Origin of the sequence: Vibrio sp. 10N.261.46.A3 (genome assembly GCF_041472995.1) — a bacterium.
Classification (GTDB): Bacteria; Pseudomonadota; Gammaproteobacteria; order Enterobacterales; family Vibrionaceae; genus Vibrio; species Vibrio coralliirubri.
The window spans coordinates 13,884-40,784 of the sequence record NZ_JBFRRH010000060.1 but is presented as its reverse complement, the minus strand read 5'-3'; the positions used below and the strand labels follow the sequence as shown (position 1 = coordinate 40,784).

The following is a 26,901-nucleotide window of genomic DNA, read 5'->3' as shown; positions in this document are numbered from 1 at the left end:
ATGAAGTTAACCGATGATTTTTCAAAACAGGCGATAGACGCTGCCATCAAGATCGCAGCGATTGCCATGCTCGTGTATTGGTGTTTTTCGATTTTGCGCCCATTCATTCTTTTGGTGATATGGGGGGCGATCATTGCGACTGCGTTGTATCCAGTGGCGGTCGCAATTTCAAATAAAACCGGGATGTCGAAAGGTAAAGCCAGTGCATTGCTGAGCTTTATTGGTGTGATTCTTCTATTTATTCCTTTGGCGGCGCTTTCTTCTGGTATCTATACCAGCGCGACTGACCTGATGACAGGGCTTCAAGATGGCACATTGTCATTGCCTAAACCGAAAGAGTCCTTACAAGATATTCCATTAATAGGGGAAAAGGTTTATTCAACCTTGGTTGCCGCCTCCAACAATATTGAAGGCACTTTCATAAAGTATGCGGATGAACTTAAACAGTTTGCGACGAAAGCGGCTTCTGTTCTTGGCTCGTTAGGTGGCGGCTTTATTCAGTTCATCATCTCTACCATCATTGCGGGTGCATTCATGAGTAATGCCGATAAATGCAAAACCGGCGTGACTCACTTAGTGGCGCGTTTAACGGGCGGTAAAGGTGAAGAATTGGTAGAGCTTTCTAAATCGACCGTGCGCAGCGTTGTGCAAGGTGTGATTGGTGTGGCTGTGATTCAATCCATGATGTCGGCAATCGGTTTGGTTATTGCAGGCGTTCCTGCGGCTGCGTTTTGGGCGCTAGCTGTGCTGCTCATTGCGATAATCCAACTGCCACCGATTCTTGCTCTATTACCTGCGATCATCTACATGTTCAGCGTTGAATCGACACTGGCGGCGAGCTTGTTCTTAGTGTGGTGTATTTTAGTGAGCGGCAGTGACGCTATCTTGAAGCCAGTATTGCTGAGCCGTGGCTCTCACATTCCAATGTTGGTTATTCTATTGGGCGCGCTGGGCGGCATGGCGATGTCAGGCATCGTCGGTCTGTTTGTCGGTGCTGTGATACTGAGTTTAAGCTATGAGCTTATGATGGCGTGGCTTGGACTTGAAGAGAAAAACCAACAAGAAACTGAGGAAAAACCTGCAGAGGTCGAGGAAAAATAGATGAAGCCAGTCTCTAAAGACGACAACTTCTACTTCTTATTCTATGCACTGTTGGTGTTGTTTTTTGGTTGCGCGGTGATGCAGCAGTTTTATCCGCAAGGCCAAAAAACAATCCTATTTCTTATCATTATTACGTTGGCGAGTTCAATTGCAGGTATTCATAAAGAGCGAGCCTTGTATCGCTCTTGGTACGGACTGTTATTGATTACGGCGCTCGTGTCTGGTGTGTTTTCGTTTTTGGAAGGTTATAACCTGTCGATAGTGACGCTATCGGCGCTGGCTGTGTTTTTGTTTTCACACATTTACTCAGCGTTGAAGCAGGTGATGAAAGCAAAAACGGTGACGCCTAATCACATCATCGGCTCAATCTGTATCTACTTGTTGTTAGGGTTTGCTTGGTCGACCATCTACTTGTTAATTTTAGAGATCTTTCCGAATGCCTTTAACGGGTTAGAAGAGCAAGTCTGGCTGACAAACTTGTTCAATGCGATGTACTTTAGCTTTATCACCTTGACTACGGTTGGATACGGCGACATATCACCAGCTCTGCCTATTGCTCAGTTCTTCGTTTTTATGGAATCCATTATCGGCAGCTTTTACTTAGCTATCATGGTGGCGAGTTTGGTGAGCATTCGACTTGCACAGTCTCAGTCCCAATAGAGCATTTACAAATAATAGAGCACATACAAACAAGCCCGACAATTGCCGGGCTTGTTCTATTTTATGAGCTTCAAAGTCTGTCTAAGTTTGAACTCTTTGCGGGCGATGAACCTTAAGCTTCAGTACCTTGAATCTTCTCTAATTCAGCAATAGTCGTTTGCGATACAAGCTGACCATCCATGTAATAGGTAACGTTTTGACCGTCTTTTATGCCCGTTAGAGTCGCTGTTTCACCAGAGGTATAGACGATGTCCATTTGAATTGTGTTTTCGTCAATCTTAATCATCTCACCCGTTTCAATGGTGCGATTGTTTGAAATTGGGCCTACAGGGGCTTCTTTCAGGCTTGGGTCTAGGTCGTCGTTCACTTCGAAGTGTGTATCTGTTTTTGTATCAAATACGTGTGGCGAACCGCTGATAGGGTTTTTGCCTGTCCAAAATTCAAGTGAGTTGAATACGACATAGTCTGCAGCGGTAGTAATACCGTATACAGGCGCTAATAAGAAGTTTACACCTGCACGAGCATAGCGGTTATCGACAACTTCAACGTTAAATTTCATCACTTTCCCTGTTACGGCGTTACTACCGATACAACCAGTTAGCGCAGAAGCCAAAACCGTTAGTCCTACAATTTTAAGTGCAATCTTTTTCATTTTAGTACCTGTATAAGTTAGAAGTCTGTTTCGTTGGAACAGGTGTAGTATGGTTTTTATTCGATGGTCAGTTTTACCATTTAGCGCCACTGACGATATAAAATGCACTCGGACTTTTGGTATAAAGCTAGGTATAAAACTGGGCACAAAAAAAAGCGCGACCTAATAGGGCGCGCTTTGGGGTATTTAGATAAGTCGTAATGAAAACAACCACTCCAATATAGAATTACTTCATCACGTAGGTATAAGCCGATACGACAAGCCAGCGGAAAAATCGAAATAAAAGGGTGGTGGCTTTAAAGGCAAACTTGGCAATGGATACCATTGCTTCTGCACCAATGCTTACACACTTATGCAAATCGGATTCTTTGTATTCTGAATAGGTCATCTGTTTTCTCATTTCTCGCGGTTGTCTTTCATATGTAAGTAATGACTCCTGTCTGGCGATATACCCTGTGCGACTAATGTACGAATATTCATCGATAAAAACTTACCATTTAATGCCAAGTAGTGTAAAAACTAGCCAAAGGAGAAAGGGTTGAGATAATTTAACGGCATAGCGAGGTGTAACTGATCAAGTTACCGAAAAAATGAGGTTATATAGTGGTATGATCGCGGGCTCAGCACCATAAGTGATAAAGAATAGGAAACAGAATGACTCACCTTACCGATCAGCAAGAAGCTGCAATGGCGACGTTTAAGGAAAACTTACACCTTCCAAATGGTGGTTTTCATAAACTGATTATCGATCTAAGTAAGGAATATCAACTGCCATTTCAAAAGGTGCGCGCCGTTTTAAAGAAAGCTCAAAAAGACGTGGAGCGACAGATACGAGAAGACTTTACCAGTGTTGATGACGCGTTACTGAGCCAAGCCAATTGGGTAAATATCATTAAGTCGAAACTTGTTGAGTTAGCGGAAGAAAACCAAACGGTCATGGATAAGCTGCAACAAAACCTGAAGTATCAAAAAGTGTTGTCGGCAACCGAGGGCTCTATCGCAAGTGAAGACGAACGTGACGAGTTGATTGAAGAGTTGATTCAAGCTTATGAGAAAGAGGTGTTCAAACCGTTACTGGCGATGCTGCATACAACAAAGCTGTATTGGAAGTTAATGCTGGTGGATGAGACATGTAAGATGAATGAGGAGAATCGTGAGAAATTCAGTGATTACCCTCAACACATGCAAGCTGCAGAACACTTATATACTCTTGATCAGAAGTTAAGGTCGATGCCGTTAACTTATTAGTCCATGAATGCACTGATAATGACTCATTGGCGATTCAGAGTTTGATATAAGTTGGTTTCAATAGAAGTACGATAACCTAGCTAGCGTTAGCCGCGTGTGAAATGCAAAAAGGGCTAGGTTTCTGATCTGTTTTACTTCTACTCTATTTTGTTCTGCTAGAGCGAATTGAGGGTGACATCTTTTACATCTTTGGGACTAGATGGTGTTTCTTTTGTAGCCTATGGGAAATGCTATAGGAGTGTGAAATGTCCTAGGGTGTTTCCGTTGCCTGAAACGATAGTTCCGATGCTTTCTCGTTCATTAAATTCAAAGTCGATGAGATAACTGTGATGTTGTAGCTTGGGCAATATGTGGCGGTGGAGTATATCGCTATTGAGCTGTCGAATCTCGGTGACCCATGAAATCTCTTCTTTGTGTAAGTCTATTTTAATCTTGAGCATTTATTACCTTTTAGTTTATTGACTGTTTTTTCGCGTGATAGTTGGTACCAATGGGTTTGTCGTGTTGTTCTGCGTGACATAACTGTGCCTTGTGTTTATTACATTTGTATTTAAGTGATCGATCTATTCTGACTTCGCTGATAAAAGAGCGAATGACGAGAGATCGGTAGTAGGATCGAATTTAAAAGCTATTGAATGACTATCTGGGTGAAAGCTGACGCAGAGATGGTGTAACGAGGGAATCGAGAACTGTCTATGTGGAACTTGGACTTACTTTAGCATTAACAGCTCTATAGATTAGAGCCAGGTGGCGAACTATACGCCTAGTTTTTAAAATTACAACCCTAATTTCAATTAAATTTAAAAATATTTTTGAGTGATTTGCCATCGCTTACTGAAGGTTAAATGAGCGAAGGTCAGGGGATTTACCATGATATCTGACTGATGCTTGGTTTTTCATCTGTCCGTCTTCAGTGTCATTAGTGATTTAAATTAAAACGGCAAATTTACTGAAAGTTAAGTGGATGTTATATATCATCTTTACATTGTAAATTACAAATTGTAACTTTTGGGTCAAGTGTCGTGATTGCAGGGCTTGAGGGCTTTGTTTACACTTCATGCTTATGGATATATTAGTCGTATTTACCCTTTATTTGATCTACGGTTTGGCTTTCTTCGCCATCGGTTTTTCTGTTGTCTTTAGAAACTATAAAAACAGCCAGATCAGTATCTCCAAACTTCTCCCGATCCTTGCCATCTTTGGCTTTGTTCATGGTGTTCATGAATGGTCTGAGCTTTATTTGATTCTCTATCAAGACCAATTTCAGCGTTCTCAGTCGGTCGAACTCTTCAAGGTTTTCAAGTTACTCTTTTCTTACCTCGCCTTAGGCGCTTTTGGGTGGAAAATGCTGGATCTGTTTGACTCGCGTTGGGTGAAGTGGGGCAAGATCTTCATTGGACTGTTGCTGGTCGCGTTTACTTTGAGCTTAGTTGATCGCTTTGATGAGCAAGCATTTACCGACTACATCAACATCAGTAATAGCCACATCCGAGTGTTGTTCGGCTTAGGTTCCGGCCTGTTGGCTGGTGTCACCATGATCATTTACGGCAAACAGTTTTATGATGTTGAACACCAAGCTGCGTCTCCTTTTGTTTATACCGGCGCTGCGTTGATCTTTTATGGTATTACTTCGGGCATTTTGAGCTCTGAATACGGCATCTGGGTTATCTTCTTAAGAACAATGTGTGCTTTGGCAACGCTTCATTTTTTGTGGAAAGCGCTGCGAGTATTCGATAGAGAAAGAGAACTGCAAATTGAAGCCATGGTGCACCGTTCGTTTCAAGATGAAAAGCTTAAGGAATTAGGCGAGCTGACTTCAGCTGTTGCTCATGAAGTGAAAACACCGCTGAGCAGCGCAATGATGAGTTGCGATTTACTCGAGAAAAGACTGCCTGATGATGAGAATGTGGCTAGGCAATTGGTGAGGATCCGCAGTGGTATCGATCGCGCCGCCCATATCAGTCAAGAAGTGCTGAATTATGCACACCATCGAAAGGTGTCATTTAAAGCGGTGGGTGTGCGAGGTTTATGTCAATCGTCGCTTTCGCTGGTGGAATACCGACTGTCAGACTTTAATATCGAATTGGATGTCAGTAAGAAGCTGCAAGTGCATGGCGACGCGATTCATCTAGAAGAAGTGCTCGTCAATATACTGGTTAATGCCGTTGATGCGAGCGAGCATACCAAGAGTATTTCTATCTCGGCGTATCCATTGGGCTCTAATGTGATCATAGAGCTCACCAATCGTGGTCCTGCTATTCCGGAAGATGTGATCGAGAAAGTGATGCAACCCTTTTTTACCACTAAGCCGGTAGGGAAGGGGACAGGAATGGGACTGGCTATCTGCCGACAAATTATGACGCAACATCATGGTGAACTTACCTTGCATAATATTGAGAACGGTCTCATGGTGCGACTACAACTACCTAAGGCAACCCAATGAAATTAAAGCTATTGCTTGCAGAAGATGATGAGCAATTAAGAGAAGTGTTGGTCGAAGCGCTGGCACTCGAAGAGTTTGACGTTGTTGCGTTTGATAATGCAGAAGACGCGTTGGATGCAGCAGGGGAGGAGACGTTTGATCTTGCCTTGTTTGATGTGGTAATGGGTGGCATGACAGGTGTTGAAGCCTTATCTAACTTGCGTCGATTGCAGCCTAAAATCGGGATTGTGATCACCACGGCGTTCGCGACTGTGGATGTTGCCGTTGATGCAATGAAAAAAGGGGCGGACGAGTTCTTAACCAAACCCTTTAATTTGGCGGCACTGTCGGTAACGCTTAGAAGGGTTTATGCGGAACGATCTCCGCAGACTCCTGTGGAAGAGCGCAGTAACGACCAGGTGTTTAGTGCATTAGCTAACCCAATTCGACGTGCGGTGTTGAATCACTTGAGTATTCATCAGAAGTTAAAATTTATGGATTTATGCCGCGTTGTGGGAATTGAAGACCATACCAAGTTCAATTTCCATTTAAGGCAATTGGTGAATAGTGGATTGGTGAAAAAAGGAGAAAGCCGTATTTACTCCCTCACTCGTCGCGGAAAAGAAGTGCATTCGAGCATGCTTAAGTAAGTGTCGTTACTTTTTATATCTAATTGATTTAGCTAATTAATATCCAAAATTTTCACCAACCGTTGTTATGGTTCACGCAAAGAATATCGTGGGCCATTGGTGTGTTCTCTTCTTGGCTTCTCCATTCCATATCCTCGTTATATCGCCGTTTTGTACATTCATACCTGCCATTGTTAGCAGCCTAACAAAATATGAATACTCACTTTTACGTTTCTGAATAATAAAGTTGTTGTGTCGCCAATTTAGTGCAAATATAATTGATAATAGTTCTCACTTGCGTTACAAGTTTGTTGTCAATCCAATGACAGACTTTAAATTATCGTTATTTAGCAGTTGTGTACGCCCCATGCTCGTCTATGAGTAATGTGACTTTCATTGTCATGAGTGGTGGTTTGTCTCAATGGCAAAGGAAGAAACATGAAGAAAACAATCAATTCAGTTCGCCAGTTATTGAGCGGGCTTGCCATCGTTCTAGCATCATCATTCATGATGACCGCGCATGCGGAAACCGTCACCATTGAGCATGTAAAAGGCACTGCGCAGTTTACTGAAGTACCACAGCGAGTGGTGGTTCTAGGCCACGGTAGCTTAGACGTGCTTGATAAAATTGGTGTGCAGCCAGTTGGCGCGCCTCATAGCTTGCTGCCTGATTACCTAGCTTCTTACAAAGATACTACGGCAAATACAGGTTCATTAAGCGAACCTGATTTTGAAGCTATCTACATGTTGAAGCCTGACATCATCATCGCGGAAAACCGCATGCTTAAGGTTTACGACAAACTGGCACAAATTGCTCCGACCATCATGTTCTCTATTGAAGGCGACAAGTACTGGGCTGATGCTCAGCAAAACTGGCGTGCGCTAGGCGACATCTTTGGTAAGCAAGCTGAAGTTGAAGCGATCATTAAAGAGACTCAAGCTTCTATCACAGCGGTAAACGACAAAGTAGCGTCTGACGAAACTTCAGCAATGATGCTAATGAACAACGGCAACAACATTGCGATGTTCAACAAAGGCAGCCGTTTCTCAATCATCTTTGATGACTTTGGTTTCGTGGAATCAAAGAGTGCAACCGTGGCTCCGATCAAGGGAACACACGGTAACCTAATCTCTTTTGAATACATTGCTGATGCAAAACCTGAAGTGCTTTACGTGCTTGACCGTGAAAAAGCGATTGGCAAATCAGAAGGTCGCGCTCAACAACTGTTTGATAATCCACTGGTTGCGGCAACACCTGCAGCGCAGCATGGCAACATCGTTTACCTTGATTCAAGTGCTTGGTATCTGGCTGGTGGCGGTGTGACAGCGATTCACAGAATGCTTGGTGACATTGAACGTACGATTCAATAGTTACTAACTATCAGATTTTCGGGCTTATAAGAGTGTTCTTATAAGCCCTTTTTCACTTTTTTATACGGGCTACCCGAGACCTACCTTTAGTATTATTTCTATGTTGAAACCCATTGCAGCTGCTGTATTTCTTGTTGTTTTATGCGTTGCGTCATTGATGATTGGAGTCGCTGAAATCAGTTTTAGTGACTTCTTCAATGGCAACCAACACGCCAACTCTATTTATATTGTTAGTCGGATCCCTCGACTACTCGCGATCGTGCTTGCCGGAGCGGGATTGAGTGTTTCTGGTTTGATCATGCAGCAAATCGTACAGAACAAGTTTGCCGCGCCTTCGACGATGGGCACCATTGACTGTGCAATGTTGGGCTACATAGTCGGCATTCTAGTGCTAGGCAATGCTGCGCAATGGAGCTACTTAGGCTTTATCTTCGCGTTTGCAGTGTTTGGCACCATGCTATTGGTTCGCTTCCTGCAACACCTCAAGTTTAAGAACGCGGTATTGGTGCCTTTGATTGGCATCATGTACGGAAACGTAGTTTCAGCGTTGACCACATTTATCGCCTACAAACACGACTTAGTACAAACTATGTCTGCATGGACGATGGCGAACTTTGCGAGCGTGTTGCAGGGCAGCTATGAAATCCTTTATCTCGCAGTGCCTGCTTGTGTGCTGGCTTACTACTTTGCGAGCCAGTTCAGTGCGGCGAGCATCGGTGAGAGCTTCGCGAAAAACATCGGCTTGAATTACCAGAAGATCGTCTTCATTGGTGTTGCATTGGTCGCTATCTGCGCCTCTTCTGTGATGATGATCGTTGGTGTTATCCCATTCCTTGGCCTTATCGTGCCGAATATCGTGTCGCTGATGATGGGCGATAACATGAAGAAGATTCTGCCTTGGACGGCCTACTGGGGCGTGATCTTGGTGTTGGCTTGTGACCTGTTAGCTCGAATCGTCATCTTCCCTTATGAGATTCCAATCTCAATGGTAATCAGCATCTTTGGTGGCTTGATTTTTATCTACCTAATCATGAGAGACAAGTCGAATGCGTGATTCAGTAAAAATTGCGATTCTGGCTATCGCGTCTTTGGGTATGGCAGCGCTATTCATCGGGCAGGGGCTTACGTGGGATAACTACGAGTTCTTCTTGTCTCTGCGACTACCAAAACTGCTGTCGATTGTGTTGGCGGCGGTAGCGATCTCGGCGTCGTCATTGGTTTTCCAAACCATTACTAATAACCGAATTCTAACCCCATCCATCTTGGGCTTTGACAGCTTGTATATGCTGGTACAAACGGTACTTCTGTTTGTGTTTGGCAGTGCTAGCTTCTGGGTAATTGACTCAATCGCAAACTTTTCGATGTCTGTGACTGTGATGATCTTGTTCTCGTTTGCTCTGTTCCATTTCTACTTTAAGAGCAAGCGAAATAACGTATTCACACTGCTTTTGATTGGCATCGTATGTGGCAGCGTATTCTCGAGCTTAGCGAATTTCCTTGCGATGTTGATTGATCCCAATGAATTTGCGGTGCTGCAGAATGTGATGTTCGCAAGCTTCAATAACGTGAAGGGCGAACTGGTTTACCTCAGCCTTATTCCATTGGGTTTGAGCTTACTTGGCCTGTGGCTGTTGGCGCCTAAGCTTGACGTACTTTGGCTTGGTGTTGATAACGCGACAAGCTTGGGCGTGAATACCAAGCGACTGACTCAGATTACCTTGGTGATTGTGTCAGTGATGGTCGCGGTGTCGACGGCTCTGGTTGGCCCTGTGCTGTTCTTTGGCCTGATCACCGTAAGCTTAGCTCGCCAGATATTCCGATCTTATCAGCATCGTGTGCTTATCATCGCAAGCAGCTTGTTAGCGATCGTGCTATTGGTTTCTGGCCAATGGTTTATCGAAAAAGTGATGGCGTTTGAAACCACTGTGAGTGTGATCATTAACTTGGTCGGCGGTTTGTATTTTATGTTCTTGTTGTTACGCACCAGAATTCAGTAAAGGTAGTAAGTAGTGATTAAATTAACAGGTTTAAGTAAGAAATATGGCAAGTCACTCGTGGTTGATGATGCCAGTGCTATGTTCCCGAAAGGCGAAGTGACTTCTATCATTGGCCCAAATGGTGCGGGTAAAAGTACACTGCTTTCAATGGCGAGCCGCTTAACAGACAGCGACGCGGGTGAAGTGGTCATTGGTGATAAGTTACTGGCTGAATGGGATACCAAAGAGCTAGCCAAGCACCTTGCCGTGTTAAGACAATCAAATAACATCAATATGCGATTTACGATTCGTGAATTGGTCTGTTTTGGTCGTTTCCCACACTCTCAAGGTCGCTTGAAAGACGAAGATCATAAGGTCGTCGATACAGCACTAGAACACCTTGGCATTACTGACATCCAAAACAAATACCTTGATGAGTTGAGTGGTGGTCAGCGTCAAATGGCGTTTATCGCGATGGTTGTGGCACAAGATACGGATTATGTGTTCTTAGATGAGCCTCTGAATAACCTTGATATTAAACACTCTGTTGAAATCATGCAGACGCTTCGTCGTTTGGCGCATGAGTTCAATAAAGCGGTGGTTATCGTGATTCACGACATCAACTTCGCTTCTTGCTACTCAGATAACATTGTCGCGATGAAGAAAGGTAAAGTGGTCAAGTCGGGTAAGGTTTCGGAAGTGGTTGAAAAATCAGTGATGGAATCGATCTACGAGATCCCATTTGAGATTCGTGAGTTCGATGGCGTTCGAATCTGTATGTATTACTCTGGTCGCTAGATTACTGAATAACTCGGTTGTTTTGTTTTCTAGCCGTTGAATGAAAAGAGCTCCCATATGAGGAGCTCTTTTGGTTTGTCGCTACTGGTTCGTTTGCGAGTGCATTTTAGTTACTGAATACTCAGTTAGCCGAAATCACCAGAAATATAGCGTTGAGTACGGTCATGCTTTGGCGCTTTGAATATCTGCTCGGTTTCACCAAACTCGATTAACTCGCCAAGATACATAAAGCCGGTGTGATCCGAAATACGCATCGCTTGCTGCATGTTGTGAGTCACGATAACGATGGTGTACTTCTCGCGAAGCTCGGTAATCAGCTCCTCAATCGCGGCAGTCGCTATTGGGTCGAGTGCAGACGTCGGTTCATCCATTAGGATCACCTCAGGTTGCAAGGCGATAGTACGTGCAATACACAAGCGCTGTTGTTGTCCACCCGACAAGCCCATTGCATCCGCATTCATCTTGTCTTTCACTTCTTCCCATAGGTGTGCACGCTTAAGTGCTTTCTCGATTTGAGTATCGATTTCATCCTTGTTAAAGCCACCTTTAAGTTTCAGACCAAAGGCCATGTTTTCGTAGATAGACATTGGGAACGGGGTTGGCTTTTGGAAAACCATTCCGACTTTTGAGCGAAGTTCATTGAGGTCAATCGAACCCAGAATACTTTCGTCATCAAGCAGGATATCGCCTTCAGCATATTGAGTTCGGTACAAATCGTAGATGCGATTCATGGTTCTCAATAGCGTGGATTTACCACAACCTGAAGGGCCGATCAGTGCCGTCACCTTGTTGTTGTAAATCGGCATGGTGATGTTCTTTAACGACGCTGGCAGATTCTTATTGTAGAAGAAGCTCAGATCTTCAATTTGCATGCGACAAGTCATTGCTTGGTCATTGGTTGCCTCAGTAGACAGGGTATCAAGACCTTTTGAGAAAGAGTTGTCGTTTACTAATGAGTTAGTCATTGCAGTCATTATGCTTTTCTCGCTTTCAGGTATTTAGGCAAGCTTGTCGCTAGGATGTTGATAAATAGAATGAATGAAGTAATTAGTAGGGCACCTGCCCACGCTAATTCTTGCCACGATGAATAAGGACTCATCGCAAATTGATAAATGGTCACTGGTAGGTTCGCCATTGGCGCACCCATGTCTGTGGTCATGAAGCTGCTGTTTAATGCTGTGAATAGCAGGGGAGCCGTCTCACCTGAGATTCGAGCAACCGACAACAAGATAGCCGTTACAATGCCTGGGCCTGCAGCGCGGTAGCTAAGCTTAGTAATCACACGCCATTTTGGGGCGCCTAAACCACTGCCTGCCTCTTTAAGCGTTGGTGGCACCAGTCTTAACATTTCTTCTGTTGAAGATATGATCACAGGCAAAGCCAGAATAGCTAACGCGATTGCTCCAGCCCATGCTGAGTAAGAACCCATTGGAACCACAATCACCGCGTAGATGAACAAACCAACCAGAATAGAAGGTGCGCTCACCAACATGCCGTTAAGAAAGCGTAGTGTTTCAGCTGTTTTGTTCTCTTTAGGTGCTTCAGATAGCCAAGTACCTGCCAACACACCAAGCGGAGCTGCAATCGCGATGCCCATACCAGTTAGAATCAAGCTGCCATAAATCGCATTTTTCAAGCCGCCTTCGCTGCCCGGCGCTGGAGTAAGTTCAGTAAACAGGCTCCATTTCAGCCCCTTGATGCCTTCTCCGATTAGGGTGTAAAGAATGCTCGAGAGTACGATAAGACCCGTTGCGGTTGCAGCAATGCAGAACGCATAGAATAGGCCATTTTTAAACTTTCTTAGATTCATGCTCTACCTCTTTTCAAAAGGAAACGGGCAGCGCCCATAACAATGAAAGTGATCGCAAATAACACAAGACCTAGCGCGATTAGCGAAGAGATGTGAACTTCATTTGTCGCTTCATTAAATTGCTGAGCGATGGTCGACGAGATAGAACTCGCTGGCATAAATAATGATGTTTCAATACGGTTTGCACCACCAATAACAAAGGCCACCGCCATGGTTTCACCCAATGCACGTCCTAAACCTAAGATACCTGCGCTTGCTACTGCGCTTTTTACTTTAGGAAGCAGCACTTTAGTGATGACTTCGAATGGCGTAGCACCGACACCGTATGCGGCTTCACGTAGAACATCTGGTATTGAGCGAAGTGCATCACGGGTTAGCGCCGTCATGATAGGTAAGATCATGAATGACAAGATGATGCCCGCGCTAAGTAAGCCGATGCCAATAGGCGGGCCGCTGAACCAAGTACCAAGAATCGGGATGCCAGATAAGTTCGTTAGAGCCCACATCTGGAAGCTTTCAGAGAACCAAGGTGCGAAGACAAACAAGCCCCACATGCCGTAAATGATGCTCGGAATTGCTGCGAGTAGTTCAATAGCCTTGCTCACAGGGCTGCTGATCCACTTGGGTGCTAATTCTGCTAAAAAGATTGCAGTGCCTAAGGCAACTGGAACCGCTATACATATTGCGATGAAGGAAGTAACCAGTGTGCCGTAAATAGCAGAGGCTGCACCGAAGTTACTATTAATCGGATCCCAGACATTGTTGAAAACAAAGCCAGGGCCAAATTCAGAAAATGCTTTCCAACCGCCATCAATTAAAGAGATGATAATGCCAGTTAGTGCAATAAAAATAAGAATAGAAGAAGTGAAACTCAATTTTTCAAAAATTGAATCACCATCTAATCTTTTAATAGTCATTGTTTTATTCATAGGTAAGATAAATACCGCTAGTAGCTATTCAAAAGAAGCTCTTCTAAAGAAGATATATTCATTAATATTCACAACTAGCGGTATTGGGTCTCAATTAAAAGTTGATATTAGTTTCAATGAACGAATTCATCGATTAATTAAGAATGGCTTTGCCATCGGTAGTTAGCTCTTGTGACCAAGTGTCATTTACCATCTTAGTGACCGCTTTAGGCATTGGAATGTAATCCAACTCTTCAGCGGCATCAGCGCCATTCTCATAACTCCAATTGAAGAAGTTAATGATCTCTTGAGCTTTGGCTGCGTCTTTTTGATCTTTATGCATCAAGATAAAAGTTGCCGCCGTCATTGGCCAAGAGTCAGCACCTGGTTGGTTGTTCAGTAGAAGGTGGTAGCCAGGAGCGCTTGCCCAGTCACCATTTGCTGCTGCCGATTGGAACGTCTCCATCGTTGGCTGCAAGAATTTACCTTCTGCACTGTCCATTTGCGTATGAGTTAGGTCATTTTGCTTCGCGAATGCGTACTCTACGTAGCCGATCGCGCCACGAGTGCGGCTCACGAAGTTAGCTACACCAGCATTACCATTACCGCCGATGGTTGTTGCCTGACGTGGCCAGGTGATGTCTTTACCAACACCAACTTGGTTTTTCCAATCAGAGTTTACTTGAGCAAGGTACTCAGTAAAGTTGAAAGTTGTGCCAGAACCATCTGAACGGTGGACAACGTAAATCGGTTGAGAAGGAATAGTAAGGTCGCTGTTTAATGCAACGATTTGCTCATTATTCCAATTGTCAATTTTGCCTAGGTAGATATCTGCAAGCAGCTCACCTGTTAGCTTCATTTCACCTGCTTCAATGCCAGGGATGTTTACAACCGGTACGATTGCGCCCATCACCATTGGGAACTGAATCATCTCTTCCTTGTTGAGTTCATCAATTGTTAGTGGTGCATCTGTTGCACCGAAATCAACGGTTTTAGCTGTGATTTGACGAATGCCGCCGCCCGAACCAATCGCTTGGTAGTTGATTTGAATACCAGTTGCTTGTTGGTATTGCTCAGCCCACTTTGCGTAGATTGGATGAGGGAAGGTGGCACCTGCACCATTGATCGTCGTGTTTGCAGAAACGTTGAAAGTTGCCGCAACCAATAAAGACGACAATAGTGTAGATTTAATCAATTTCACGGTATATCTCCAGTTAATCTATTATTCACTCGAATAATGTCGGTGTTTGAATAAAGGGTTTTAGTGTTCAAGTAAAACATTGTGATTATTCAAGCTCAGTAAAATATGACTAGACTTATTAAGTTGTCGAAGGGGAGGTTATGAACTGAATATTTCACTTTTATTAAAGTGATTTTTAAATCGATATAAATAGAAAAGGTTTATCTGAATGGATTTATTCTGATAAGAAAACTTCACAGAATCGGGGCTAATTCCGTTGTTCTTTATGAAGTGAAACAGATTGAATTTGATGTGAACCAGGCCAATGGATAGTCATTTTTTCATCTGTTCATGTGATCCAGTTCGGCGAGCTGTCATCATGTTCAACGATTGATTATTCACTTCAGGTTTTGCTGGTGAAAGAGCGACTAACAGTAGGCCGCAATAGTTATTTTCTTCGGGGTTGTTTAGGTGATGTGACAATAGATGCGTATGTAGTTCATTGTTTTATAAGCTAATTCCCGTCGAGTTTTTGACATCTTACCCATTCAAGGTGTTAATTTGATGTCACTCGAAGATCTATCCTTCATTTTTAACAAACATTTGTCATTTTGATATTGAGAGGTGCGAAAACCCATCTACACTATGGTTATAACTGTTTGATTTGTATACGAGGTATCAATGAGTCGGAAACCCATAGTGTTAGTCGTGGATGACACCCCAAGTAACTTGGATGTGTTAACGGCAATACTCAAAGATACTTATCAAGTGAAAGTAGCGATTAACGGCACAATTGGTATCAAGATTGCGAAGATGGTGCCGCAGCCAGACCTTATCCTCCTTGATATCATGATGCCTGACATTGATGGTTACGAGGTGTGCCGCCAACTTAAAGCTCAGCCGAATACGGCTCACATTCCTATCATTTTCGTGACCGCTAAGATTGGTCCAGAAGCCGAAGTGAAAGGATTATCTTTAGGTGCTGTCGATTACCTAACGAAACCGATCACGCCTGAAATCGCGCTCCAGCGTGTCAAAACCCACATCGCGTTGTATGACCAACAACGAGCACTGTTCCATCAAGTGAAAGACAAAACCGTCGAGATCAATCTAGGCAAACTTGAGACCCTCAATATCTTAGGTCGAGCAGCGGAATTTAAAGACAACGAAACGGGTATGCACGTTAAGCGCATGAGCCACTACTGTGAGGTGTTGGGCAAGGCGCTAGGTATGACTGACGAAGATGCCGAAACACTCCGAGACGCGGCGCCAATGCATGATATTGGTAAGATAGGTATCCCTGATAACGTGTTACTTAAGCCCGGAAAACTCGATGCGGAAGAGTGGGCGATCATGCAGAAACATGTCGAGTATGGTGTGGAGATTTTAGGGCAGCAAAGTGATTCAAAACTGATGCGCATGGCGATTCAAGTGGCGCAGTATCACCATGAGAAATGGGACGGTTCCGGTTACCCGAGTCAAGTGGCAGGGGAAGACATCCCATTGGTTGGCAGAATCGCTGCTGTGGCTGATGTGTTTGATGCACTGACTGCAGAACGCCCTTATAAAAAAGCTTGGAGTGTCGAAGATGCTTTGGCCTTAATCACTGAGCAGAAAGGTAAGCATTTTGACCCGACTATCGTTGATCTGTTTTTCATTAAATTGCCTGAGATTCTAGAGATTAAAGAGAAGTTCAAAGATGAGTGACCTCTGGCAGATGTGGGGTAAGCGTTATGTCATCGCCATAATTTTGTTTGTTGTCTTCGTTGTTCGTGCCGCTAGCGTTAACGCTGAGGCGGCTACAGAGCAACGATCAAACCTATGGCAAGATCCTGATCGTGAAATCACGTTTGTTGCGCTATCCAGTCATTATCCTTACTCATTTATTGGTGATGACGGAAAAGTCGACGGGATTATCCGAGATTGGGCTTACGATCTTGAAGAGCGTTTCAACGTAAAAACCAACTTCATCAGCGTAGATTCTCACGCTGAAGCAAAGCAAGCTTTGTTAGACGGGAAAGGCGATGTGTTTCCTTTTCAACAGTTTGATCCCAGCGAAGGAGGTCGTTTCCTTCAAACCGATCCTTATATCTCGTACCAAATTGCCGTCATTCTTCCTACCGATGACCACCTCAACAATAAAATTGAGCAAGAGGCCAAGAGACGAATTGCCATGGTTCGTGAAAGCATCGACCTTGAGCGATCTGGCGTGCAGCTTAGTTCGATTGAGAGAGTTGAGTTCGATACGGCCATTGATGCTATTCGCGCATTAGAAGACGGCTCGGTTGATGGTTTGCTGGCTGAGCCTATAACCACCATGGATCTTGCTCACAAAAGCGGAGTCGAGAATTTAGCGGTCAACCATGTGCTTGATCGCTGGAAGAACATAAAAGCAGCCATGGTTATTCGTTCAAACGACAATGAGATGCTTAACTTATTGAATCAACAGATTGCAACGTTTGATATCGGTAAAAAGAACCGTATTTTATCTAAATGGCTAGATGACTCGCCTTATCGCTCTCCCATTAAAGGTGTATTTGGATTCGGCAACCCACCTTACATGTATCCAGACAGTACTTCTGTTGGCTTAGAGCATGACATTATGCAAAGGGCTTTGAACGATATGGGGTATCGATTGGGTGACGTTGTCACTTTGCCTCGTACTGCAGCTCGTCAAGCTATCGATAACAACAACTCAATATCATTTGTTTCTGGTGTTCAACTTGATGATTCTTCATTGCACTTTGTCAGTGACAAGGTGATGGATGTTGATTTTGTGCCAGTGTCATTAAAGAGGCGTAAGCTGGATTTGAAGTCGGCAAAAAATTTGTCATTGGGTGCTTTGCTGTTCGATGAAACATCGCCGATTAAAAACTCCGTAGAAGTGCTGGAAAGCCAATTGAGCATTGATCGGATAGATGATCTCGACAGCTTAGAGTCGGCGTTTTCCCAACTGAGAGCTCAAAATGTTGATCTCCTGATGGTGGAAAGACGTGTGTTAACCTGGTTTGTCACCAATACCCGGTTTATTGAAATGCGCGAGATTCAGCTCCATGAGGATTATAAAGTCAGCTATCCCATCTACGTGGATTTCAGGGGAGCTGAACTAAGAGATCGCTTTAATGCCGCATTGGCAAACCTCAAGAAGGAAGGCGGTGATTTTGAACCGATTCTTAGAAGACAAGTTAAGAACGATCTGACTCCGGTTCTGAAGAAGGCCGATATTATTGCTCAAATCTCAGCGTACTTTATCGTCAATGATCGCTTTGACGAATTGCCTAAGATTTTTGACATATTTGACGCAGATAATACCTTCACGGTGATTTCGGCACTGGCTGATAATAATAAGCGACCGCTTGAATCTTGGTTTTTAGGAGATGTATCAACGTCATCATTGGACAAGAAAAACACCTCTAAATTGTCATCCGTGACGAAAGGCGCTGGTTATAAAACGAAGACGGGCAGCTCCAATGCTGGGTTTATGACCTTCTATTTCGATGTGGATTCCGTGGAAGGGAGCTATGTTTATTTCCCAGCCATTGAGCAGTTCAATTCATTCGGAGATGGTGCAAAACGCTATATTTCAGATATTTATCAATCAAACAGTTTAGCCGGTGAACTTCTTAATCTTAGTCAAAATGAACGTCAGTGGATAAAGTCTCATCCAGTATTAAAAATCGGTATTGATCCTAACTCTTTGCCTTATGAGGCCGTATCTAGCAAAGGGGAATATATCGGCATGATCGATGATTACCTAAAGCTGATCGAACAGAAAACAGGTTTACGCTTGGAACATGTCGATGTCGGCAGTTGGCAGGAGACTCGACGTCTCGTTGACCATAGAAAAGTGCACCTTGTCTCGGCCGCTGTGGAGAATCGTTCACTTAGCGAGAGCGTGAAGGCGGGTAAGCCGTTATTTTCTAGTCGTTTGGCTATTGCCTCAAGACGAGATGTGAACAGCCTTGTCTTAGAAGAAGCTGCGGGATGGAAAATAGGTATTTTAGAGGGCGGAGCCAACACAGGAGCTATCGTGGATAGTTACCCTGAGATCAACTGGGCGATGGTGTCCTCGACTAATGACGGCTTAGAGCTCGTTGAGTCGGGTGAGTTTGATGCGATGATTGATACCGTTGACGTCCTAACTTACTTAATCGACTCATTTGGTTATCGAGGGATTGGCATTATCGGCCGATTAGATTTCTTCCTGTCGCCAACTCTGCATGTCATCAAGTCTGAACCATTACTGTTGTCTATTGTGAACAAAGCGATAGGCAGTATCTCAGCTGAAGAACACCAGAAGATCTCAGCAAAATGGGCGGCACCCAAAGCGATAGAAAGAGTTGACTATCAATTGGTTTACACCATTTCGGTTTTTTCTCTGGTGATCCTTCTTCTTATTATTTTCTGGAATCGTAAATTAACTAAGCAGATCAGTATTGCTAAGGAAGCGACCGAAGCTCTGGAAAAGGCGCAGAACCAACTCTACAACATGCTAAATAGCTCTCCAATTGCAGCCAGCGTGGTATTTGAAGAAGAGGTTCGTTACGCGAACGATACGGCAAAACGTTTGTTTGGTGTGGAAGATCAGGCGTTGTCTTCTATCGATGTCGCTGCTATCCATGACTCGCTGACTGTTCGTGATGACGTGCATAAAGAGCTCGACCTTAACGGTAAAGTTGAAAATAGGGAGTTGGTACTCAGAAAGTCTGATGGAACCCGATTTGTTGCTTTAGTCAGTTACTATCTTTTTGAGATTGATGGTGAAGTCGCCACACTATTTTGGGCATTCGATATATCTGAAATGAAGCGCCTTAACGAACAATTGGAAGAAGAGAAACAGAGAGCCGATTTGGCGAGCCAAGCTAAATCGGAATTCTTAGCCAATATGAGCCATGAGATAAGAACCCCAATGAACGCCATTATTGGTTTGTCTTATCTGGCGATTGGCGAAATATCTAACCCTGTCGCTCGAAATTACATCGAGAAAGTGCACCGTTCTGGCCATTCGTTACTCGGTATCATCAATGACATCCTTGATTTTTCAAAGATAGAAGCAGGGCAACTTGTTATTGATAACGTCCCGTTTGATCCCGTAACGACCTTTAAAGATGTGATTGAGTTGATGGAATCGAAAGCGGCTGAGAAACAACTCAATTTGTCGATGGTCATCGACCCAGAGTTAGACACGCCACTGCAAGGCGATCCTTTGAGGCTGTTCCAAGTCATACTCAACCTTGTGGGCAACGCGATTAAGTTTACGGAAAAAGGCAGCGTAGCGTTAACGGTGGAGCATGTTGACTCGAACAATAGTAGCCTAACTATGAAGGTGAGTGTGATGGATACCGGGATAGGCATCTCGGATGAGAACCGTCACAAGCTGTTTGAAGCCTTTAGCCAAGCGGATACCACAACAACACGTCGGTTTGGCGGTACAGGGCTTGGGCTCAACATTAGCCAGAAATTAGTGCATGCGATGGGTGGCCAAATTAGCGTTGAGAGCGTTTACGGGCAAGGCAGTGAGTTCTCCTTTGTGCTGACATTGCCACGATCAAGCTCGGATGCGTTAGCCGACTTCAAAGCCCAAGAGTTGCAGTTGGATTATCAGATAGAGTTCAAAGGCCAAAGAGTGTTATTGGTTGAAGACAATGAGTTGAACCAAGATCTCGCCTTAGCATTTTTCAGTCGTTCTAATTTAAATGCCGATCTTGCTGAAAACGGAAAGGAAGCGCTGGAGTTAGCTAAAAACAACGACTACGAAATAATCTTTATGGATCTTCAAATGCCGGTTATGGACGGCTTTGAAGCTACCCGTTTGATTCGTGAATTCAATACAGATGTACCGATTATTGCAATGTCGGCCAATGTTTTTGCTGATGCGAAACAACGAGCGAGGGCGTCGGGCGTCACGGACTTCTTGGATAAGCCAATTGTTATTGATAAAGCGATGTCTTTGATTACTCGATACATTGTTCCTGAGGTATTAGTTGAAGGTCGAGCGCCATCAGACACGTCTTCAGATGCGATCCAGACAGGTGATTCTGTTGAGAGTGCGGAATTACACTCCGATACTCACATAGAACCGCCTGTTTTCTCTCAGTCGAGGTTTGAGCAACTGACTTATCATGATGTAAAGCTGCAAGCCAAAATGCTTGATAGGTTCTGCCAAGGATCGCCAGACATGATGTCGGATGCTTTTGATAACTTAGTACAAGGCGAATGGGAGACGTTAGAGCGTAATCTACATACCTTAAAAAGCATGGCAGCTGCGATTGGTGGGTTGCGATTAGCCGAACTACTCAGTGATTTAGAAAGCAAAGCTCATAACAAGGCGTGTGATGAAGAAGATCTTAAGCAAGGCGAACTTGGGTTAATCGAACTGATTAAAGCAGTTGAGATCAGCTTTGATGTGTCTGGTGTTGAGAGATTCAATACGACAAGTACTGAAGAAGCCGATGCGAGTCTTGCTGATACCTCTGATTCACCGAGCATCACGTCAGAACAGCATGCTCAGTTGCTATCACTGCTGGATGCTTATGATAACGATGCAACTCAATATGTGACTGAGTTACTGGCACAGTATCCACATTCTGTTGTTCTCAAAGATGTTCAAAGTGCGTTAGATAATTATGACTTTGAACGAGCCAAAGAGGGACTTGGCGCTTCTGAGTAGTTGTCTTTTATAAATATCACTTCAACATTAAAGCCTTTAGCTTTTACAGCGAAATAACGAGCTAGCTAAAGGCTTTAAATCTATCTATGCCGAACTAACCACTCACGTTCTGTTTGATCAATTCAACAACTGTATCGTATCGGTGCGGCAGTTTTCGGTTTCGTTTTTGAACCAAATACAGCGTCTCCTCAACTTCTACCTTTGGCGGCACAACGTGTAGCTTGTCTCTATCTGGGAAGTGTTCAACCGCGCCAGCCGGTAACACGGTAAAACCTAACCCTTTTGATACGGGTAGCAAGATCTGGTGAAGCTGATTGATGTAGCCAGATCTTGGTATTTCATTCACGTTGATGTTCGCTAAGTCTTTATCTCCGCAAAGGTCGAAATACAAAGACAGATAGTGTGCAGAGTCTGGGTGCGCAATCAGGCCAATGTCATGAAGTACTTGCGGCGTTATCTCTAAATCAGCAAGGCTGTGATGGACCATAAGACACAGCGCTTCTTTGCCGATGACTTGGCTTTGGTAGTAGCTGTCGTTCGGGGAATGCCTAACAATGCCGATATCGGTAGTGCCTTCGATTAGGTCATTCAATATCTTTTTGTTTGGAGCGGCTTCTAAGTTAATGCTCAGATCTTGGTGTTGCTGTTGAAGTTCAAGAAGCTTGGGATACAGACGCAAAGAAAGTGAACCAGAGCAAGACAAGTGACATTGCCCAGCATAAGGATTATCAAAACTCAGAGACTCAAAAAGATCTTCTTGGTCTTTCTCTAGCTTGAGCGCATAGCGATACATAATCCGACCCTGTTCGGTCAGCTCGAAGCTCTTATTTTCTCGAGAGAGCAGGTCACAATTACAAGCTTGTTCAAGCTTCTTGATGTGTTGGCTGACTCCAGGTTGTGTCATATACAACTTATCTGCCGTTTGGGTGAAATGGCCAACTTCAACCAGAGTCTTAAACGTATTGAGCCAAAGTGGATTAATCATACTCACCTTCAAATGCTAAAGCCTATAAATAACAGCGCTTGTAAACAACAAAGCCAATAAATAACAGAAAATTATTATTATCTTAAGTAATGATAATTTCAACTCTAACGTCTTAAGTAACGCTAATCAAAGTCATAGGGTGGTAACACTTTATATTGGTATATTGGTCTATTGGTCTATTGGTCTATTGGTCTATTGGTCTATTGGTCTATTGGTCGACTTGTAGAGTTGCTATGAGTAACAAAGTGTTGCGACTTTGTTGAATTTTTGGTCTATTGACCAATTGTGCTCATATTTAGGAACGAAGATGAATAGAAATGTTTGGCTGCTCTCACTGTGTCAAGCCTTGTTGATGACGGGTAACATATTGCTGATCTCTGTGATTGGTTTGATCGGTAAGCAGATTGCGCCCAGTGTCAGCATGATCACCTTGCCGGTTGCACTGCAGTTTTTGGGTTTAATGGCAGCCACTATTCCTGCATCTTTAATTTCAGGCAAATTAGGGAGAAAGCGAGGATTTAGCATTGGTAATGTGGTTGGCATTACAGGAGCTAGTCTTGCCACCTACGCACTGTCTCAGCAAAATTTCTATCTATTTTGTTTCGCTACGTTCTTACTTGGGATAGGCATAGGTTTTGGTACGCTTTATCGTTTTGCTGCAATCGAGGTGTGTGATGAAAATGCCCGTCATCGAGCGATATCTATCTCTATGGCTGGTGGCGTTCTAGCAGCAGTATTAGGGCCAAACTTGGCGATTATGTCTCAACAGTGGTCGCAAGATGGTTTGTACATTGGTGCTTTTGCTTCTTTGATTGGATTGAACATTCTTGCGTTACTCATCTTACAAACTATTCAATTCCCAAAAGTGTCCTTTAATAGTCAGGCGCCTAAATCCGATCCTCTCAGTGTGATAGTGAAAGCGCCTAACTTTATTGGTGCCGTGTTTGCTGCCATGGTCGCTTATGCGGTGATGAATATCCTGATGACAGCAACGCCATTGGCAATGATTGGTTGTGGCTTTGACTTTACCAAGGCGGCGGGTGTGATTGAGTGGCACGTGCTGGGCATGTTTGTACCTGCATTCTTTACTGGCTCACTTATCGAGAAGTTTGGCTCACGAATGATGATCTTGGCGGGTGGGGTGCTGTTCGTTGTCTGTATCGCGATTAACATTCATGGCGAATCTATTTGGCACTTTAGAGCAGCCTTGGTCGTGTTAGGTGTCGGTTGGAACTTCATGTTTATCGCGGCAACGGGCTTGTTTAGTCAGTCTTACCAATCGCAGAACAAAGCCAAGGCACAAGCGTTTAATGAGTTTGTTGTCTTTGGGTGTGTGACGATTACCGCCATGCTTTCTGGTTGGTTAGAATCGACAGCTGGATGGCAGAACCTCAATATCTATGTCTTACCATTCGTGTTAGCTGTTATCTTGTTGTTCGCGTTCAGCGCACGTAAATCACACATTCAAAAACAACCGGTTTAAGGACCAGTTGAACGGCTGAAGAATTGAACGTTAGTGCTACGGTAACCGGTTTACAGTGCTAATGACGCTATCCAAACACAGACAAATAAAAAGCCCTACCAATAAGGTAGGGCTTTTGCTTACGGCTTAAATAATAACGTTTTCTTAAAACTGCTGTCGTGGCTTATATCCTTTGACAACAGTACTTAAGCTTGTGTTGTAAATACGCATGACAGAGCCTGCGATGATTTACAGGTCGACCAAAATTGTCTTAGTCGTAATCCCACCTTGGTCATCGATTATCTTCAGTGTCACCTCGTGCTTTCCGTATGAAGGGAAGATTGACGTGAATGTGCGACCTCGTTTCACCTTTCCGTTTGGAAGTGTCCACTCGGTATCAACAATACGACCATCGCTGTCTGAACTTGTAGACCACATGGTTACCCAGCGGCCCAAGTGAATGTACTTCGCGCTAGCTTCTGGCAGGGCGTTTGGAGATTCAACACTCACTACTGAGCTAAATGAATCGGTAGCGCCTTTGTCGTCGACAACTGTCAAGTTCACCGTGTATTCACCCGCTTGCTCGTAAGACCAAGTTGGTGCCACTTCGTTACTTGTTGTGCCGTTCCCAAAGTCCCACAGGTAACGGGTGATCTCACCGTCTTGGTCTGAGCTGAAGTTACGTGCTGAAACGTTTAGGCCAGTCACATTAAGCTCGAAGTTCGCAGTAGGAGCGATGTTGTGTTGGCTTACTTTAGATAAGCGAACCACGCCGTATTCGTTGTTATCACTTTGATTCACAATATCGACCGCTAAACCAAACTCCGTCAGGATGCGTCCTGAATCTGGTGCTTGAGGCGATGTGTAATCTTGGTCATCCGAGAAGCTCGCATTACCAACCAAACTGGTATCTTCGAGTACATCATTGTCGCTGTTTACAAGACGCATTGGAGTATGATCTTTGAGTGAAAACGCTGCGTCTCGAACTTGGTAGCGTGTTTGAGCCACTTCACCAGAGTTTGCCCACACCATGGCATTTTGGTCTGCATCGACCACGCCTAACCAACCTTCACCAGGGTGTTTACCTACCCAGTTGTCAGTTAGTGATTCGTCGACGTACCAAATGATCAAGCCTGGGTCGAATGACATCAGTTGTCCCATGCGTTTGATGTTCGCTAGGCCTTCATCAACATCCATGTGACTGCGCCATTGCAATAGATAGTAGTGCTGCGCTTGATGGAATCCATTACTCAGCTTGTAACCATTAAGGGCGAAGGTGGAGTTGCTCTCACCATCATCTATATCGGTCACTTCACCATCGACAACCACACTGAGGTTATCTAAATAGAAGCCTTCCATTGCTAAGCCACCATCGGTGATGTACTCAAATGAAAGTTCAACTTCTTGTCCTGCCCATTGTGACACGTCGAACTCAGCGTCAATCCATCCGCCAGATTCGCCGCCAATAGCAGGAACGAGGCCCGTGTTGTATGGGTCGTCCATTGAGGTAATGTTGCCTGCAATGGCTGTTCCGTTGATTAGCACGCGAGCAAAGTCGTAGTCTTTCTCAATCTCATACCAAGTTTTGAAAGACAGAAGTGCAGAATCACCCGCTGGGATCACCAACTTGCGAGTCATACTGTTTTTCAGATCATCGCCTTTTTGAGAGTGGAATGAATACTCGCCCTCAAAGGGTTTCAGACTTTCAATTTGCTTTTCAGGAAGATCGACCTTAATCATGTTCGGACGGCTGTTATCCGTTGTTTGGAACAGCGTATACACTTGTGGGTTGTCTTCTAGGTCATCAATCGAGATCTGATCATCGTTAATCCAACGGCCGCCAATCGATTTCTGTAGGAAGTGTTTTGCCCAAGAGCTGAATGCCGTTGGTTGTGTACCACCAATTTGACCAGCCCAACTGCCCGAAGACATGATTGACCAGTAAGAAACCGGTTCGCCTTTGCCTGTGTATTGTGTGTCGTACTCGTCTGGTAAGCCTAAATCATGGCCATATTCGTGGGCACAAACACCCGCAGCCGCATCAATCGGTTGAATGGTGTAATCGAACGCCGCGTATTGGCCACCAAAGCGGTCTGGAAGCGAGCTAGAAGTACCTTCCAGTACATGAGTGCGACCAAGGTTGAATCGGTGAGACCAAATCGCATCAGGGCCTAACACGCCACCACCGGCTTCTTCGCCTACCGATGCATGAAACACCATCAGGTGATCAATTACACCATCGGGTTCGCGGAAATTTCCGTCACCGTCGTAATCGTAACGATCTTCGATGTCGTAATCGGCAAGGTTGATACTTGGGTCTTGCGCCAGTTGATTCAGCGCTTCACGAACCAGTTCTTGCGCGTTTAGGTCGTTGTCGGTGGTAGGGGAGTTGCCACCATAGAATGAAGCGGGCTTTGAGGCGCGATACCAACCTGCCGCTTGACCTGAAACGCTGTAGCTGTCACCTGATTCGCTTTGGTAATATTGGCGCATCGAGATTAGGTTCTCGCCGTTGGGCCCTGTGTAGCCAGAATTTGAGAACAACAGCTCTTGATAATGCTCTGGGTTGTAGCTCTCGTAGAGCATCTGCGTGTGCTCTTCGGTCAACTTGTTGTCATCCCAGTTCAAATCAGGGAAATCGACCAATAGAGCGAGTACTTTGTCTGTACGCTTGGTGCCGACTTCTAAAGCAAAGACACTCGCTTTTTTAACGCCAGACCCTTTTTCTATGGCTTTGAGTATTTTTGCGCGTTGCTCAAGTGCTTTTTTTCCGAATTGAGCATCGCCTTTGAAACCGGAATTGATTTTATTTTTCAAGTAACGGTCAAGCGCATCGTGCTTTGCCGCATCGGTTGCATCTTGGTCGACTAAGCCTTGTCTAACTAGCATTTCAATGAGTTTGTCTTCATTAACTACGCCTAAATCAATAGGTGTTTTTGCATAACCACTGACGCTAAATAGAGTAAGCATTGCTGAAGCCAACAATGTTTTTCTCATCATTTTCATTATATTTCCTTTTTATATTTCCA

At 44.3% G+C, this 26,901-nt stretch carries 21 protein-coding genes; 12 read left to right on the top strand and 9 right to left on the bottom strand.

All coding sequences use genetic code 11. The annotated features are described in order from the left end of the window. Positions 1 to 1,101, top strand: a complete 1,101-nt coding sequence (locus AB4484_RS14745; RefSeq protein WP_372078899.1) for an AI-2E family transporter — start codon at positions 1 to 3, stop codon at positions 1,099 to 1,101. Next, on the top strand, positions 1,102 to 1,761 hold the full coding sequence (locus tag AB4484_RS14740; protein WP_017064414.1) for a potassium channel family protein: 660 nt from the start codon (positions 1,102 to 1,104) through the stop codon (positions 1,759 to 1,761). Positions 1,762 to 1,873: 112 nt separating this feature from the next. Here the strand turns inward: AB4484_RS14740 and AB4484_RS14735 are convergent, their stop codons facing one another. Both AB4484_RS14735 and AB4484_RS14730 read right to left on the bottom strand, forming a co-directional pair. Further along, complete coding sequence (locus AB4484_RS14735; protein ID WP_052878650.1) at positions 1,874 to 2,413, bottom strand: DUF3332 domain-containing protein; 540 nt, start codon at positions 2,411 to 2,413, stop codon at positions 1,874 to 1,876. Between the two features lie 226 nt (positions 2,414 to 2,639). After that, positions 2,640 to 2,801: a hypothetical protein gene (locus AB4484_RS14730; protein ID WP_019820087.1), complete on the bottom strand. Its 162-nt coding sequence runs from the start codon at positions 2,799 to 2,801 to the stop codon at positions 2,640 to 2,642. 266 nt (positions 2,802 to 3,067) lie between these two features. On the opposite strand from AB4484_RS14730, the gene AB4484_RS14725 reads away from it, so the two are divergent. Next, a complete protein-coding gene (locus AB4484_RS14725; RefSeq protein ID WP_372078897.1) occupies positions 3,068 to 3,661 on the top strand; it encodes a hypothetical protein in 594 nt (197 codons plus the stop codon). A gap of 230 nt (positions 3,662 to 3,891) precedes the next feature. Here AB4484_RS14725 and AB4484_RS14720 read toward each other — a convergent pair whose 3' ends face one another. After that, on the bottom strand, positions 3,892 to 4,101 hold the full coding sequence (locus tag AB4484_RS14720) for a hypothetical protein (RefSeq protein WP_004731601.1): 210 nt from the start codon (positions 4,099 to 4,101) through the stop codon (positions 3,892 to 3,894). A 617-nt stretch (positions 4,102 to 4,718) separates the two neighbouring features. On the opposite strand from AB4484_RS14720, the gene AB4484_RS14715 reads away from it, so the two are divergent. The 6 genes from AB4484_RS14715 (at position 4,719) to AB4484_RS14690 (ending at position 10,857) form a co-directional block, all read left to right on the top strand. Continuing rightward, on the top strand, positions 4,719 to 6,104 hold the full coding sequence (locus AB4484_RS14715; protein WP_372078895.1) for a sensor histidine kinase: 1,386 nt from the start codon (positions 4,719 to 4,721) through the stop codon (positions 6,102 to 6,104). Further along, positions 6,101 to 6,733, top strand: coding sequence for a response regulator (locus tag AB4484_RS14710; protein ID WP_048610910.1), 633 nt, complete (start codon positions 6,101 to 6,103; stop codon positions 6,731 to 6,733). The genes AB4484_RS14715 and AB4484_RS14710 overlap by 4 nt, the downstream gene beginning before the upstream one ends. Positions 6,734 to 7,150: 417 nt before the next feature. Further along, entirely contained in the window at positions 7,151 to 8,083 is a 933-nt protein-coding gene (locus AB4484_RS14705) for a siderophore ABC transporter substrate-binding protein (RefSeq protein WP_048610912.1), read from the top strand. Positions 8,084 to 8,183: 100 nt separating this feature from the next. Next, positions 8,184 to 9,137, top strand: a complete 954-nt coding sequence (locus tag AB4484_RS14700) for an ABC transporter permease (protein WP_372078893.1) — start codon at positions 8,184 to 8,186, stop codon at positions 9,135 to 9,137. Further along, entirely contained in the window at positions 9,130 to 10,080 is a 951-nt protein-coding gene (locus tag AB4484_RS14695) for an iron chelate uptake ABC transporter family permease subunit (protein ID WP_048610914.1), read from the top strand. The genes AB4484_RS14700 and AB4484_RS14695 overlap by 8 nt, the downstream gene beginning before the upstream one ends. Before the next feature lie 12 nt (positions 10,081 to 10,092). Next, complete coding sequence (locus AB4484_RS14690) at positions 10,093 to 10,857, top strand: ABC transporter ATP-binding protein (protein ID WP_372078891.1); 765 nt, start codon at positions 10,093 to 10,095, stop codon at positions 10,855 to 10,857. A 125-nt stretch (positions 10,858 to 10,982) separates the two neighbouring features. On the opposite strand, the gene pstB is transcribed toward AB4484_RS14690, so the two are convergent. The 4 genes from pstB to pstS form a co-directional block, all read right to left on the bottom strand. Further along, the gene (gene pstB, locus AB4484_RS14685; protein ID WP_050632980.1) at positions 10,983 to 11,831 is read right to left on the bottom strand and encodes a phosphate ABC transporter ATP-binding protein PstB; all 849 of its coding nucleotides are present in this window, start codon (positions 11,829 to 11,831) and stop codon (positions 10,983 to 10,985) included. Next, the gene (gene pstA / locus AB4484_RS14680) at positions 11,831 to 12,667 is read right to left on the bottom strand and encodes a phosphate ABC transporter permease PstA (protein ID WP_048606157.1); all 837 of its coding nucleotides are present in this window, start codon (positions 12,665 to 12,667) and stop codon (positions 11,831 to 11,833) included. Before pstA ends, pstB begins: the two co-directional genes overlap by 1 nt. Beyond that, complete coding sequence (gene pstC / locus AB4484_RS14675; protein ID WP_372078889.1) at positions 12,664 to 13,584, bottom strand: phosphate ABC transporter permease subunit PstC; 921 nt, start codon at positions 13,582 to 13,584, stop codon at positions 12,664 to 12,666. The genes pstA and pstC overlap by 4 nt, the downstream gene beginning before the upstream one ends. Positions 13,585 to 13,729: 145 nt before the next feature. Next, positions 13,730 to 14,776 carry a phosphate ABC transporter substrate-binding protein PstS gene (gene pstS, locus AB4484_RS14670; protein ID WP_372078887.1) on the bottom strand — a complete coding sequence of 349 codons (1,047 nt, stop codon included), beginning with the start codon at positions 14,774 to 14,776 and terminating at the stop codon, positions 13,730 to 13,732. A gap of 660 nt (positions 14,777 to 15,436) precedes the next feature. Here pstS and AB4484_RS14665 point away from each other — a divergent pair. Further along, complete coding sequence (locus tag AB4484_RS14665; RefSeq protein ID WP_048610920.1) at positions 15,437 to 16,462, top strand: HD-GYP domain-containing protein; 1,026 nt, start codon at positions 15,437 to 15,439, stop codon at positions 16,460 to 16,462. Beyond that, positions 16,455 to 21,425 (top strand): ATP-binding protein, encoded by a 4,971-nt coding sequence (locus AB4484_RS14660; RefSeq protein WP_372078885.1) that lies wholly within the window; start codon positions 16,455 to 16,457, stop codon positions 21,423 to 21,425. Before AB4484_RS14665 ends, AB4484_RS14660 begins: the two co-directional genes overlap by 8 nt. 94 nt (positions 21,426 to 21,519) lie before the next feature. Here the strand turns inward: AB4484_RS14660 and AB4484_RS14655 are convergent, their stop codons facing one another. Then, the gene (locus tag AB4484_RS14655; RefSeq protein WP_372078883.1) at positions 21,520 to 22,410 is read right to left on the bottom strand and encodes a LysR family transcriptional regulator; all 891 of its coding nucleotides are present in this window, start codon (positions 22,408 to 22,410) and stop codon (positions 21,520 to 21,522) included. Between the two features lie 307 nt (positions 22,411 to 22,717). On the opposite strand from AB4484_RS14655, the gene AB4484_RS14650 reads away from it, so the two are divergent. Further along, positions 22,718 to 23,893, top strand: coding sequence for an MFS transporter (locus AB4484_RS14650; RefSeq protein WP_048610925.1), 1,176 nt, complete (start codon positions 22,718 to 22,720; stop codon positions 23,891 to 23,893). A 228-nt stretch (positions 23,894 to 24,121) separates the two neighbouring features. Here the strand turns inward: AB4484_RS14650 and AB4484_RS14645 are convergent, their stop codons facing one another. Next, positions 24,122 to 26,878, bottom strand: coding sequence for an immune inhibitor A domain-containing protein (locus tag AB4484_RS14645; RefSeq protein WP_372078880.1), 2,757 nt, complete (start codon positions 26,876 to 26,878; stop codon positions 24,122 to 24,124). Positions 26,879 to 26,901 lie beyond the last annotated feature (23 nt).